13 protein-coding genes and 1 pseudogene are annotated in these 13,376 nt (G+C 51.5%); 10 read left to right on the top strand and 4 right to left on the bottom strand.

What is annotated here, in order from left to right; all coding sequences use genetic code 11:
* Positions 1–129: 129 nt before the first annotated feature.
* The 5 genes from FEK42_RS06290 to FEK42_RS06270 are packed head-to-tail and all read left to right on the top strand — an operon-like array spanning position 130 to position 4,807.
* A complete protein-coding gene (locus FEK42_RS06290) occupies positions 130–939 on the top strand; it encodes an ABC transporter ATP-binding protein (protein ID WP_135492245.1) in 810 nt (269 codons plus the stop codon).
* Complete coding sequence (locus FEK42_RS06285; protein ID WP_135492247.1) at positions 936–1,919, top strand: iron ABC transporter permease; 984 nt, start codon at positions 936–938, stop codon at positions 1,917–1,919. Before FEK42_RS06290 ends, FEK42_RS06285 begins: the two co-directional genes overlap by 4 nt.
* Positions 1,920–1,927: 8 nt before the next feature.
* Positions 1,928–2,965 carry an iron ABC transporter permease gene (locus FEK42_RS06280; RefSeq protein WP_001490512.1) on the top strand — a complete coding sequence of 346 codons (1,038 nt, stop codon included), beginning with the start codon at positions 1,928–1,930 and terminating at the stop codon, positions 2,963–2,965.
* Positions 2,966–2,975: 10 nt separating this feature from the next.
* Positions 2,976–3,923, top strand: coding sequence for an iron-siderophore ABC transporter substrate-binding protein (locus tag FEK42_RS06275; RefSeq protein WP_135492249.1), 948 nt, complete (start codon positions 2,976–2,978; stop codon positions 3,921–3,923).
* Positions 3,920–4,807, top strand: a complete 888-nt coding sequence (locus tag FEK42_RS06270) for a MurR/RpiR family transcriptional regulator (protein WP_000614953.1) — start codon at positions 3,920–3,922, stop codon at positions 4,805–4,807. The genes FEK42_RS06275 and FEK42_RS06270 overlap by 4 nt, the downstream gene beginning before the upstream one ends.
* A gap of 44 nt (positions 4,808–4,851) precedes the next feature.
* Here FEK42_RS06270 and FEK42_RS06265 read toward each other — a convergent pair whose 3' ends face one another.
* The 4 genes from FEK42_RS06265 to qseB all read right to left on the bottom strand — a co-directional run bounded on the left by FEK42_RS06265 (position 4,852) and on the right by qseB (position 7,893).
* Positions 4,852–5,166 (bottom strand): putative quinol monooxygenase, encoded by a 315-nt coding sequence (locus FEK42_RS06265; protein WP_000633737.1) that lies wholly within the window; start codon positions 5,164–5,166, stop codon positions 4,852–4,854.
* 30 nt (positions 5,167–5,196) lie between these two features.
* Entirely contained in the window at positions 5,197–5,778 is a 582-nt protein-coding gene (mdaB, locus tag FEK42_RS06260; RefSeq protein ID WP_000065430.1) for an NADPH:quinone oxidoreductase MdaB, read from the bottom strand.
* Positions 5,779–5,887: 109 nt separating this feature from the next.
* Complete coding sequence (qseC, locus tag FEK42_RS06255; protein ID WP_135492251.1) at positions 5,888–7,237, bottom strand: quorum sensing histidine kinase QseC; 1,350 nt, start codon at positions 7,235–7,237, stop codon at positions 5,888–5,890.
* A complete protein-coding gene (gene qseB, locus FEK42_RS06250) occupies positions 7,234–7,893 on the bottom strand; it encodes a quorum sensing response regulator transcription factor QseB (protein WP_135492252.1) in 660 nt (219 codons plus the stop codon). Before qseB ends, qseC begins: the two co-directional genes overlap by 4 nt.
* A gap of 151 nt (positions 7,894–8,044) precedes the next feature.
* Between qseB and ygiW the strand changes: the two genes are divergently transcribed.
* The 5 genes and pseudogenes from ygiW (at position 8,045) to plsC (ending at position 13,332) form a co-directional block, all read left to right on the top strand.
* Positions 8,045–8,437: an OB fold stress tolerance protein YgiW gene (gene ygiW / locus FEK42_RS06245; protein WP_096251400.1), complete on the top strand. Its 393-nt coding sequence runs from the start codon at positions 8,045–8,047 to the stop codon at positions 8,435–8,437.
* Positions 8,438–8,488: 51 nt separating this feature from the next.
* Positions 8,489–8,971, top strand: a complete 483-nt coding sequence (locus FEK42_RS06240) for a GyrI-like domain-containing protein (protein WP_130210337.1) — start codon at positions 8,489–8,491, stop codon at positions 8,969–8,971.
* 27 nt (positions 8,972–8,998) lie between these two features.
* A pseudogene (locus tag FEK42_RS06235) lies at positions 8,999–9,973 on the top strand (ABC transporter substrate-binding protein); the annotation flags it as partial.
* 137 nt (positions 9,974–10,110) lie between these two features.
* Positions 10,111–12,360 (top strand): DNA topoisomerase IV subunit A, encoded by a 2,250-nt coding sequence (gene parC, locus FEK42_RS06230; protein ID WP_135492254.1) that lies wholly within the window; start codon positions 10,111–10,113, stop codon positions 12,358–12,360.
* Between the two features lie 234 nt (positions 12,361–12,594).
* The gene (gene plsC / locus FEK42_RS06225; RefSeq protein WP_000965725.1) at positions 12,595–13,332 is read left to right on the top strand and encodes a 1-acylglycerol-3-phosphate O-acyltransferase; all 738 of its coding nucleotides are present in this window, start codon (positions 12,595–12,597) and stop codon (positions 13,330–13,332) included.
* Positions 13,333–13,376 lie beyond the last annotated feature (44 nt).

Raw genomic sequence — 13,376 nt, 5'->3', positions numbered from 1 at the left:
ATATTTCACCTGTTATTTACCTTGTTTTTGTATGGCTTTTAACTTCTTGACTACTACATTTTGTGGCGTCAAACTCTCAAAGGAGAATGAGTTTTATTTTTGTTTGTCTTTGATTAAGTTGGCGTACACGTGGCACATAACGCAAAAGGGCAGGGGCTGATCCTCGACAATGTTTCTGCCGGGTATCACAAGAAAATCATTGTTGATGGTGTTTCTTTCTCCGTTCCCACAGAAAAAATGACCGTTCTGGTTGGGGCAAACGGCTGTGGAAAGTCGACGTTGCTCAGCACCATTGCACGTATCTTGCAACCCATGGGCGGCGCGATATTGCTGGATGGTAAAGCGATTCACGAGCAACCAACGAAAACGTTATCCCGCAGACTTGGGATCTTGCCGCAGTCGCCATTATTGCCGGAGGGCTTAACCGTTTATGAACTGGTGTCGCGTGGGCGTTTTCCCTGGCAGAATTTCATACGTCAATGGAGCGACGCCGATGAGCAGGCGGTAGAAGAGGCTCTGAAATTAACCGGTACGCAGGAGTTTGCACATTTACCGGTTGAAAAACTCTCCGGGGGGCAGCGCCAGCGATGCTGGATTGCGATGGTGTTGGCGCAAAAGACGCCTTATATCCTGCTGGATGAACCCACAACCTGGCTTGATTTACGTTATCAGGTTGAAATTCTTGAGTTATTACATGATTTAACGCGTCATCACGGGCGTACTGTCGTCGTGGTGTTGCATGATCTGAATTTTGCCGTGAATTATGGCGATACGCTGATATTTTTACGCCAGGGGAAAGTGGTGCGTGTGTTAAATGAGGGGGAAAATTGCACGCCTGAGCTGGTAAAAGCTGTCTTTGACGTTGATGTTCACGCATCAATAAATCCTCTGACGGGAAAACCGTTTTTCATGCCGTTTCGTGGTGTAGAAAAAGTATGATGCGCACGGGGCTGGTTACTGTTTTTTTCCTCGCCTTACTGTTGGTGGGATGCGTGGTATATCCAGGGATAGGTGCCCGATTTATTGCACCACAAACGGTGTTGCAGTCATTTCTTCATTTTGAACCGCAAAACTTCGATCACAACGTGATTGTAAGACTCCGTTTGCCGCGTTTAGCTGCAGCATTGCTCACCGGTGCTTCTCTTGGTGTTGCTGGTGCTTTGTTGCAGGCTGTCATTCGTAACCCATTGGGAGAGCCACATATTTTAGGCTTAAATGCCGGAGCAGCCCTCGCTGTCGTTGCCTCCAGCGCGCTTGGACTGGCCTTTCCTGTTGGACGTCCACTGCTGGCATCTGCGGGAGGCGCGTTATTGTTCCTGTTGATATTGCTGCTTTCCTCCGCAGGGCGTTCAGGGTTGACGCCAATGAAAGTTACCTTATGCGGCGTGGCGCTATCGGCGTTCGTGTCCTCAATAACGGCGGCAATCCTGATTCTTGACGAACAAACCTTGCTGGCAATGCGGACATGGCTAGCGGGTGATTTAGCGGGGCAGGATTGGGCGACGTTGGGTACGTCCGGCTGGTTTTCTCTGGGGGGATTTGTGTTAGCCCTTTACCTTGCGCCCTCTCTTAACATGTTGGCACTGGGCGATCGCATGGCGCAGGGGCTGGGCGTCTCGGTACTCCGCACGCGAACATTCACCCTGCTTGCGATCGCGTTGCTCTGTGGCGCAGCCGTATCGATTGCTGGCCCCATTGGTTTTGTCGGCCTGTTGGTACCGCAGATTGTCCGGCGTCTGGTATCAGCGGATCTGCGCGTTCTGCTCCCTCTTTCAGCCTGTGTCGGTGCCTTACTGCTATTACTGGCAGATATTATTGCCCGGACGCTTTTCACGCCCCATGAGTTAGCGACCGGTGTCATGACGGCGTTAGTTGGTGCGCCCGTTTTTGTCATTATGGCGACGAGGATGTTCAAATGAGTCGGATAATGAACGTCGGGCTACGCCCACTACGTGTTGGTAAGTTTTCGACGCTGGTACGCCCTAAAAATCTGGTGTTGCTTGGTGGGCTGTTTCTGTTTGCAGTTGGAATACTGATATTCGGTCTGATGCATGGCTCTTTCTCCGTCCCAGCATCGGAAGTAGGGCGAGCGTTGTTTGCTCCAGAAAACGTAAGCACAGACGCACGTTATATTGTGCAGGATATTCGCTTGCCGAGAGTCATCATGGCATTGCTATGCGGGGCCATGTTAGGTATGGCGGGGGCCGCAATGCAATCCATTGCGCGTAACGGCCTTGCCGATCCCGGTTTAATCGGCGTCAAAGAAGGATGTAGCGTGGCGGTGCTGTGGCTGATTTTCCAGTTTCCCATGCTGGGAATGTTCTGGCGTCCAGTGGCTGGTCTTGCTGGTGGCTTGTTGGTGGCTTTAATCGTGATTTTTTGTGCGCGCGATATTTCCCGCCCGCGATTTGTTCTGATTGGCATTGGTGTTTCCTGGTTTTTCGCCGCCGGTATCGGTGTATTTATGACCACTGCAGATGTTCGAGATGTACAAACTGCATTGATGTGGTTATCGGGAAGCCTGCATGCAGCTAACTGGATGTTAGTCGGTATTTCAGCCTGTTGGATGTTGCCAGCCGCTCTTTTATTGCTGTTCACCGCCAGGACGGCGGATATCGCTCTGCTTGGTCATCAGGTTGCAACCGGGTTAGGGGTGAATAGTTCTCGTCTGGCGTTGTTACGTGTAGCCGCACCAATAATCCTGACAGCCGTCTGCGTTTCGTGTGTTGGTAACATCGGTTTTGTCGGATTGATAGCACCCCATATATCACGTTTTATTCTACGTGGCGGGCAGACGACATTACTGCTGGGGAGCGCCGTATCGGGGGCGTTGTTAGTCATCCTGGCGGATAGCATTGGTCGTTTGGCTTTTTTGCCTTTGCAACTGCCTGCCGGAATCATTATTTCATTGATTGGTGGACCATTCTTTTTGCTACTGCTCTGGCAGCGCAGGAACAGTTTTTAACGGGAGTTATATGCGTTTATTTTTTTCTCTGCTGATACTGTTGTCATTTTTTGCCCGCGCGACAGAACCTGTTCAGGTGTTTACCGATGATTTAGGGCGCAAAGTCACAGTGCCCGCACATCCAAAGAGAATTGTCTCTTTACACGATCTTGATATCACTATTCCTCTGATTGAGCTTGGTGTACCTCCTGTCGCCAGCCACGGGCGAACACGGCCTGACGGTAGCCATTTCATTCGATCAGGCGCATTACTGACAGGTATCGACTTCGATAATTCATCGATCGCCTTCATTGGAACAGCCGACATTGATATTGAAGCGATTGTGGCGGCAAAGCCTGACCTGATCATCACAGAACCGACCCGTAATACGCCTATTGAACAACTGGAAAAAATTGCGCCCACGGTGAGCATTGATCATCTCAAAGGGGGGGCGCCAGAAATCTACCGCAAGCTGGCAGAACTTACAGGAACACAGGCGCAGCTGGCGATACTTGAACGCCGCTATCAGGCACAAATCAATGCGCTGAAGGCGACGCTGGACAGCCAAAAAATAACGGTATCGGTGATTCAGGCAAATCAGGGAAAAATTAATGTGATGCATAGCTATCATTCGCTGGGGCGGGTATTACGCGATGCTGGTTTTCGCTTTCCGCCGCTGATTGAGAGCATTCCTGAAGGTGGGCGAATGGATGTGAGCGCGGAGCGTTTGCCTGAACTGGATGCCGATTTTGTTTTTGCAACCTGGCGCGGCGACACTGGTGGTAAACCTCAGGATGAGCTGGCAGCAATGGAAAAAGTCATGCCGGGGTGGTGTCAGTTTCTGACGGCCTGTCGTTCAGGGCGCTATGTGTTGATTTCTCGTGAAGAGGCGATTTCTAACTCCTTTGCATCTCTGGGGCTGATGGCTGCGCAGATACAATCACAAATTGCGGGACGACCTCTACCGGAGGCTAAATGATCCAGAAAGACAAAACGCGGGTTGATATTTATGGTGAGCGTTTTCGCACTCGCGCGAGTCAGTTAACGCCTGGGTTAAGAGCTGTCGCCAGCTACATTAATGAGCATCGTGAAGTGGTTCTCGAGCAAACAGCGATGGAAATTGCGGCCACGTTGAACACTTCCGATGCCACAGTTATCAGGGCTATACAGGCCCTGGGGTTTGCCGGGCTGCGTGATCTAAAACGCACTCTGGAACAGTGGCTTGGTCCAGCCCTTAGCTCCAGCGAAAAGATGTCTACGACGGTGAGTAACTTGACGAGCGATGTTAACACCGCAATCGACTTTGTTCTTGAAGGGCATTTGTATACCTGTAATGTCCTGTCAGAGCCTGAAAACCGCCACGCGCTTGCGCAAGCGGTAGCGTTGTTGGTGCAGGCACGGCAAGTCGCAATTTTTGGCATTGGCGCTTCGGGGATTCTGGCGGACTATACCGCACGACTATTCAACCGCATAGGCTTGCCTGCCACGGCGCTAAACCGTACGGGTATTGGCCTTGCCGAGCAATTGATCGCGCTTCAGCGAGGTGATGTTCTGATCATGATGGCGCAAAAATCTGCGCACCGGGAAGGGCTGACAACGCTGCGTGAAGCGAGACGGCTGGGGATCCCTGTTATTTTGCTGACAAACGCGCTGGATTCACGTTTTAGCAAAGACGCCAGTATCGTGATTCATGTTCCGCGCGGGGATGAAAAGGGGAAAACGCCACTACATGGTACGGTATTGTTGTGCCTGGAAATGATTGTTTGGTCGGTGGCTTCCGCGATGCCGCAGCGTGCGGTTAAAACCATTAAGCGAATTAACGATTTCCATCGGGGTTTGAAAACGGGAAGAAAGAATGGCTAATCTGACCTGAGGCCGGTAGCAACACCGGCCTCTTTTCAGGAATGTTAAATCCCCGGTTGCAGGATGCGGATATTCATCTCCAGCACATCGCCTTTTACGGCCTCGCTGTACGCTTTCATGTGCGGGGTCTGCAAGTGCGCTTCAAGATGCGCGATGCTTTCCCACTGCTCAATCATCACGATAGAGTCCGGCGCCATAGACTGGAAACTCACGCCAGCAGCGCAATCCACCATCGGCGCATAGCCGTGGCAACCTTCTTCCTTCAGTACGGTTGGAACGATTTTAGCAAATTGATCCAATACCGCCTGACGGTGATGTTGACCAGGACGAGTACGGATTTCTGCGATTACTGTAATCATGGTTAACTCCTTCTAAAGCCAGAGCCCTAGTTAACCAAAAATCTCTACAAGATGCTTGCGATATTCTTCAGTATAGCGGGGAACATCAGGCATTTTTATCACATCATTAGCGATAAATGTCGGCAGCGGTTCCATACCCAGGAATTGGTTTGCTTTATGGAACGGCAGATACACGCCGTCAACGCCAACGCCGTGGAAGAATTGGTCTTTTTCGGTGAAGGCTTCCATTGGTGCGTTCCAGGTCAGGGAAAGCATATATTTTTTGCCCTGTACCAGGCCGCCAGAACCGTATTTTTTCGACGGATCTTTGCGGGTACGACCATCGCTGGCATACAGCGTGCCGTGACCTTCGGTGAACACATCATCGATATATTTCTTCACCGTCCACGGTGCGCCCATCCACCAGCCTGGCATCTGCCAGATCACCACATCAGCCCAGAGAAAGTTTTGTACTTCGGCTTTGACATCGTAGTCGCTGTCGGCGCGAACGATGCGGACATCATGCCCGAGGTCGCGCAGCGTGCCATCCGCGACTTCGGTCAGGGTGTCGTTCAGTTGACCATTGGAGTGGGCGAATTTTTTCGCGCCGTTGATAATCAGGATGTTGCTCATTTTTTATCCTCAAGGTGAGACGTTTGCCGACTATAGTACGTCACAGAGCTGTGCGGTGAAATTAGCAAAATGTGCAAAGTCTTTTGCGAATTTTGCAAAAATATCACCACTACCAGCGCACCTTCGCCTCAAATCCACCTTGTTCCGCATTCCCAAACACAACATTCATGCCATGCAATTTGGCGATTCGCTGGACAATCGACAGCCCAAGCCCGCTGCCGGTAGCGGTTTGTCCAGGGGGGCGGTAGAAACGTTCACCAATTCGCGCCAGTGCCTCTGGCGTCACACCGGGACCGTTGTCTCTTACGGTGAAATTATCTGCATTCAGAGTGACGTCCACCACGCTGCCCTGTGGACTGTAACGTACTGCGTTATCCAGCAGATTTCGGACCAGTAGACTTAGCAATAGCGGTTGCCCGGTGCGTTTGATGCCGTGGGCATTGAGCGTCAGCCGCACGTCAATTTTTGCCTGCTGCGCCGTGTGGTAGATATCCATCACTGCCGATTGCAGGAGATCCTCAAGCGGAATCGCCGTGACGTCCTGAAGATTATCCAGTGAGTCGAGCCGCGACAGGGTGAGCAACTGATCAACCAGGCGGGTAGCGCGATCGATCCCGGAATGTAATTGCATTAGTGCTTTTTTCCGTGCCTGTGGATCATCATCGGAAAGCTGTGCGACTTCGGTTTGCACTTTCAGCGCCGTTAATGGGCTGCGCAGTTCGTGAGCTGCATCAGAGGTAAAGCGCCGCTCACGGATCATCATCGCATGTGTACGATCGAACAGTTGATTCAGCGACTCGACCAGTGGACGCACTTCGCTGGGTACACCTGCGGTGTTAAGTGGTTTTTCTGAGTCGGGATCGCGCAAACGTAGCGCAAGCGCCAGTTTGTTCAGCGGCGAGAGTTCACGACCCAGCAGTACCATCATGATGATTAACATAATGGGTAACGCAACGAGCCACGGGATCAATTGCCCGGCGACAATCGCCAGCGCCATGTCTTCACGGTATTCCCATTCCTGACCTACAACAATGCGGTATTTACCATCAGACGACGTCATCCAGACAAAACGCCAGGGATCATCTTCATCTACCAGTTGACCGTTAGTAAATCCTTCTCGTTGATAGTGATAGGGAATATCCTCCCCGTTGTCGCCATCGTTGAGCACCATTTTTCCATCGTGGGTAAAGATGGCAAAGGTTAGCGCATCATCATCTACATGACCGTGTTTGAATTTCTTCGGCGCTCTTGCCATACGATCTGCCGCGTTGATTTCGTTGAGATCGAGCGTACTTAACCGTTTGGCAAACAGCATTAACTGGGTATCGAACAACTCGTCGACGTTATCCGTTGTTTGCTTCCAGGCGACAAAACTGGAAAGCAGCCAGGTCACCGAGGCCAGAATCAAAAAGATCAGCGTCAGCCTGACTCGCAGACTAAGGCGTTGGGTAAATTTCATTTCTCACCTAATGTGTAGCCTATACCGTGAACGGTACGAATAAAGTCACTGCCAAGTTTGCGCCGCAGATGATGTACATGCACTTCAATGGCATTGCTGGTGACCTCTTCGTCCCAGGTATACAGTTTTTCTTCAATCAGTTTGCGTGGCAGTACCCGACCAGCGTTACGCATCAGTAATTCCAACAGGGCAAATTCTTTTGGTTTCAGCGTTAAGGGTTCGCCAGCCAGCGTGGCGATACGTTTGCCGGGGTCGAGCATGACGTTGCCGTGGTGTAACTCATTACTGACTTGCCCGTTGCTTCGACGCATCAGGGCTTCCAGCCGGGCGGCGACTTCTATCAGCGCAAAAGGTTTGCACAGATAATCGTCGGCCCCCAGGCGCAAACCTTCTACGCGCTCCGCCAGTGCGTCGCGCGCGGTCAGGATCAGTACCGGCTCACGTTGACCTTTTTCTCGCCATTCGCGCAAAATATCGCGGCCATCCATTCCCGGTAAGGTTAAATCCAGAATTACCGCGTCGTAAGGTGCGCTATAGAGCGCCTCTTTTCCCTGACGACCTTCCGTAAACCAGTCGACGCTAAAACCCATCTTACTCAGACCTGTTTTGATGCCATCGCCAATCAGCATGTCATCTTCTATCAGTAAAATTCGCATCTTTTCATCCCTGCGATAACTGTATTTGTTGCAAGTAAACCGTGTTGTAACGTGCTCTGTACAGCCCTAAATTTTCTTTTTTTTCCTTAAGAAGTTGTTAAGGACTATCTTGTTTAATGCTCGGAAACAGACATTAAAGGGAGTAACAAACATGAAAAAATTCGCAGCAGCAATTGCAGTAATGGCCCTGTGCAGCGCACCGGTAATGGCAGCAGAGCAGGGTGGTTTTTCTGGCCCATCGGCAACACAAAGTCAGACCGGAGGATTCCAGGGGCCGAACGGCAGCGTAACTAACGTAGAAAACGCGAAATCTCTGCGTGACGACACCTGGGTAACCTTGCGCGGGAATATCGTTGAGCGCATCTCTGACGATCTGTACCTGTTCAAAGATGCCAGCGGCACCATCAATGTAGATATCGACCACAAACGCTGGAACGGTGTGACGGTAACGCCGAAAGATACGGTTGAGATTCAGGGCGAAGTGGATAAAGACTGGAACTCTGTTGAAATTGACGTTAAACAGATCCGCAAAGTAAACCCGTAATTTTACCGCTCCCGGGACGCGTTCCCGGGAATAATTTCGCAGGGAGGCAAAATGAAAAACCAGACCTTGAAAGTAAGTGTTATCGATTTTCCATCCACCCATGTGGCGATTTTGCCGCATCGCGGTAGTCCTGAGTTGCTCAACTACAGCGTGGCGAAATTTATCATGTGGCGCAAAGAGACGGGGCTTTCCCCTGTTAATCAAAGCCAGACCTTTGGCGTCGCCTGGGACGATCCTGCCACCACCGCACCAGATGCGTTTCGCTTTGATATCTGCGGCAGTGTTAACGAACCGATTCCGGAGAATCGTTATGGCGTGAGTAATGGTGAACTTACTTCGGGGCGCTATGCCGTTGCCCGCCATGTTGGCGATCCGGATAACATATCTCATACCATCTGGGCCATCATTCGCCGCTGGCTTCCTGAAAGTGGTGAGAAAATGCGTAAAGCACCGCTCCTGTTTCACTACACCAATCTTGCCGAAGGGATGACAGAGCAGCGACTGGAAACGGATGTTTATGTGCCGTTGGTGTGATGGGGAATCTTGTGAGCCAAATGTGTCTTTGTGCTTGATAAGTGGGTCGTTAACGAAAAGATTACTGCTCGCAAAAATTCTAAGTACCGCGATGCAGAGCATACCGTTTTGCAGCAGGTCGAGTATCTGGCCCTGGATAATTCGGTCACTGGCTATAACCGCTATCGCGCGGGAGAGGTCGATCTTACCTGGGTTCTGGCGCAGCAAATTCCCGCTATTGAAAAATCACGGCCTGGCGAGCTGCAGATTATCCCGCGTCTGAACAGCGAATATTACAATTTCAACACGCAGAAACCGCCGTTTGGCGACGTGCGTGTCCGGCGGGCGCTATATCTGACGGTCGACAGGCCGTTAATCGCGCAAAAGGTACTCGGGCTGCGAACGCCTGCAACCACGCTGACGCCGCCAGAGATAGAAGTTTTTAGTGCGACGACGTTCGATGAATTGCAACAGCCAATGAGTGAGCGCGTCGCGATGGCAAAAGCCTTGCTGAAACAGGCGGGATACGACGCCTCTCACCCGCTACGCTTTGAACTGTTCTACAACAAATACGATCTGCATGAGAAAACGGCGATAGCCTTGTCTTCCGAATGGAAAAAATGGCTTGGCGCACAGGTGACGCTGCGCACGATGGAGTGGAAAACGTATCTTGATGCCCGGCGTAGCGGTGATTTCATGTTGTCGCGGCAGTCGTGGGATGCGACGTACAATGATGCTTCCACTTTCCTGAACACGCTTAAAAGCGATAGTGAAGAGAACGTCGGTGACTGGAAAAACACGCAGTATGACGCGATATTGAATCAGGCGGCGCAAACCACTGATGCGGGGAAACGTAACGTGCTGTATCAACAGGCCGAGGCCATTATCAACCAGCAGGCTCCGCTCATTCCCATCTACTATCAACCGCTGATCAAACTGCTTAAACCCTACGTTGGCGGTTTCCCGCTGCATAATCCTCAGGATTATGTTTACAGCAAAGAGTTGTATATCAAGGCACATTGATGCCTTTATCGCCGCCGGAGCACGTCCGGCGGCGCTAATGACGCTGATCTCCTGTGACTCGACGCGGCAGATAATGTAGTATCTCCAGCAATATTGCCCCTTTGAAGGCTGGCGAATAAGTTGAGGAATCAGAATTAATGAGCGATATGGCAGAGCGCCTTGCGCTGCATGAGTTTACGGAGAACGCCTACTTAAACTACTCCATGTACGTGATCATGGACCGTGCGTTGCCGTTTATTGGTGATGGTCTGAAACCCGTTCAACGCCGCATTGTGTATGCGATGTCAGAACTGGGCCTGAATGCTACCGCCAAATTTAAAAAGTCGGCTCGTACTGTCGGTGACGTACTGGGTAAATACCATCCGCATGGCGACAGCGCCTGCTATGAAGCGATGGTGCTGATGGCGCAGCCATTCTCTTACCGTTATCCGCTGGTGGACGGGCAGGGGAACTGGGGGGCGCCGGACGATCCGAAATCGTTCGCAGCAATGCGTTACACCGAATCCCGCCTGTCGAAATATTCCGAGCTTTTATTAAGTGAACTGGGGCAAGGAACGGCGGATTGGGTGCCAAACTTCGACGGCACGTTGCAAGAGCCGAAAATGCTCCCTGCCCGCTTGCCGAATATTTTACTTAACGGCACCACTGGCATTGCCGTCGGCATGGCGACGGATATTCCGCCGCACAACCTGCGTGAAGTCGCGCAGGCGGCAATCGCCTTAATTGAGCAGCCCAATACCACGCTCGACCAGTTACTGGATATCGTGCAGGGACCGGACTACCCGACCGAAGCGGAAATCATTACCTCCCAAGCGGAGATCCGCAAAATCTACGAAAACGGTCGCGGTTCTGTGCGTATGCGCGCGGTGTGGAAGAAAGAAGATGGCGCGGTGGTTATCAGCGCACTACCGCATCAGGTTTCTGGCGCGCGCGTACTGGAACAGATTGCTGCGCAAATGCGCAACAAGAAGCTGCCGATGGTTGACGATCTGCGCGATGAATCTGACCACGAGAACCCGACCCGTCTGGTGATCGTGCCGCGTTCCAACCGCGTGGATATGGAGCAGGTGATGAATCACCTCTTCGCCACCACTGATCTGGAAAAGAGCTATCGTATTAACCTCAATATGATCGGTCTGGATGGGCGTCCTGCGGTGAAAAATCTGCGGGAAATCCTCTCCGAATGGCTGGTGTTCCGTCGTGATACCGTACGCCGCCGTCTGAACTATCGTCTGGAGAAAGTCCTCAAGCGCCTGCATATCCTCGAAGGTTTGCTGGTGGCATTTCTCAACATCGACGAAGTGATTGAGATCATTCGTAATGAAGATGAACCGAAACCGGCGCTGATGTCGCGCTTCGGCATTACGGAAACTCAGGCGGAAGCGATTCTCGAACTGAAACTGCGTCACCTCGCCAAACTGGAAGAGATGAAGATTCGCGGTGAGCAGAACGAGCTGGAAAAAGAGCGCGATCAGTTGCAGGGCATTCTGGCTTCCGAGCGCAAAATGAATAACCTGCTGAAAAAAGAGCTACAGGCCGATGCACAAGCGTATGGTGACGATCGCCGTTCGCCGCTGCAGGAACGCGAAGAAGCGAAAGCGATGAGCGAGCACGACATGTTGCCGTCTGAGCCGGTTACCATTGTGTTGTCGCAGATGGGCTGGGTGCGTAGCGCCAAAGGTCATGATATCGACGCCCCTGGTCTGAATTACAAAGCGGGTGACAGTTTCAAAGCTGCGGTGAAAGGCAAGAGTAACCAGCCTGTGGTGTTTGTAGACTCTACCGGACGCAGCTACGCTATCGACCCCATTACGCTGCCCTCAGCGCGTGGTCAGGGCGAACCGCTCACCGGTAAACTGACGTTGCCGCCAGGTGCTACCGTTGATCACATGCTAATGGAAAGCGACGATCAGAAACTGTTGATGGCTTCCGATGCAGGTTACGGATTCGTCTGTACCTTTAACGATCTGGTGGCGCGTAACCGTGCAGGTAAGGCACTGATTACTCTGCCAGAAAACGCGCATGTTATGCCGCCAGTGGTGATTCAGGATCCTTCCGATATGTTGCTGGCGATTACTCTGGCTGGACGTATGCTGATGTTCCCGGTCAGTGAGCTCCCGCAACTGTCGAAGGGTAAAGGCAACAAGATCATTAACATCCCGTCGGCAGAAGCCGCTCGTGGCGAGGATGGTCTTGCACATCTGTATGTCCTGCCTCCACAAAGTACGCTGACGATTCATGTCGGGAAACGCAAAATTAAACTGCGCCCGGAAGAGTTGCTGAAAGTGACCGGTGAGCGTGGCCGTCGCGGCACCTTGATGCGTGGTTTACAGCGTATCGACCGCGTCGAGATTGACTCCCCGCGGCGTGCTGACAGCGAAGAGTAAAATGCAAGAGAGGGCCGTACCTTCTCCTGTCAAAAAGGTGAACCGGATGAAACGTTGAAGTCGTCATCCGGTGCCGCATTTAGTCTGTATAAACAATAAAAATTCCCTTGAAACCGTTGTTTATTCATGCGTTGCGATTAACAATACGTTTTTCCAGAGAGCGGCTTTTAACAATGCCCTAACCTGATTTCAGGTGACGTACAATGCCAGTCTCTCAGATCTTCAGAGGGTGTTATGCTATATATCTTTCGTCTTATTATTACCGTTATTTACAGCATCTTAGTCTGTGTATTCGGCTCTATTTACTGCCTTTTCAGCCCGCGTAATCCGAAGCATGTGGCTACCTTCGGGCATATGTTTGGTCGTCTTGCGCCGCTGTACGGCCTGAAGGTCGAATGTCGCAAACCTGCTGATGCTGAAAGCTACGGCAATGCTATCTATATCGCTAACCACCAGAACAACTATGACATGGTGACGGCATCAAACATCGTGCAGCCGCCGACAGTCACTGTGGGTAAAAAGAGTTTGCTATGGATCCCCTTCTTTGGGCAGTTGTACTGGTTAACCGGCAACTTATTGATCGACAGAAACAATCGCACTAAAGCGCACGGCACGATCGCCGAAGTGGTGAATCATTTCAAAAAACGCCGTATCTCCATCTGGATGTTTCCGGAAGGAACGCGCAGCCGTGGTCGCGGTCTGCTGCCGTTTAAAACAGGGGCATTTCATGCTGCGATTGCCGCAGGCGTTCCGATTATTCCCGTGTGTGTTTCCACGACTTCGAATAAGATTAATCTTAACCGACTGAATAATGGTTTAGTGATCGTAGAAATGCTGCCGCCAATTGATGTCAGTCAATATGGTAAAGATCAGGTTCGCGAGCTGGCGGCCCATTGTCGTTCGATAATGGAACAAAAAATCGCCGAGCTCGATAAAGAAGTCGCAGAGCGCGAAGCCGCCGGAAAAGTTTAAGTCGGCAATCTGTTTTTTGCGGGAACACTTTCCTGCACGGTATT

It is taken from the genome of Escherichia sp. E2748, from assembly GCF_005781125.1.
In the GTDB taxonomy this organism is placed as follows: domain Bacteria; phylum Pseudomonadota; class Gammaproteobacteria; order Enterobacterales; family Enterobacteriaceae; genus Escherichia.
The sequence above is the reverse complement of the archived record's forward strand: the minus strand, read 5'-3'. Positions and strand labels throughout refer to the sequence as shown.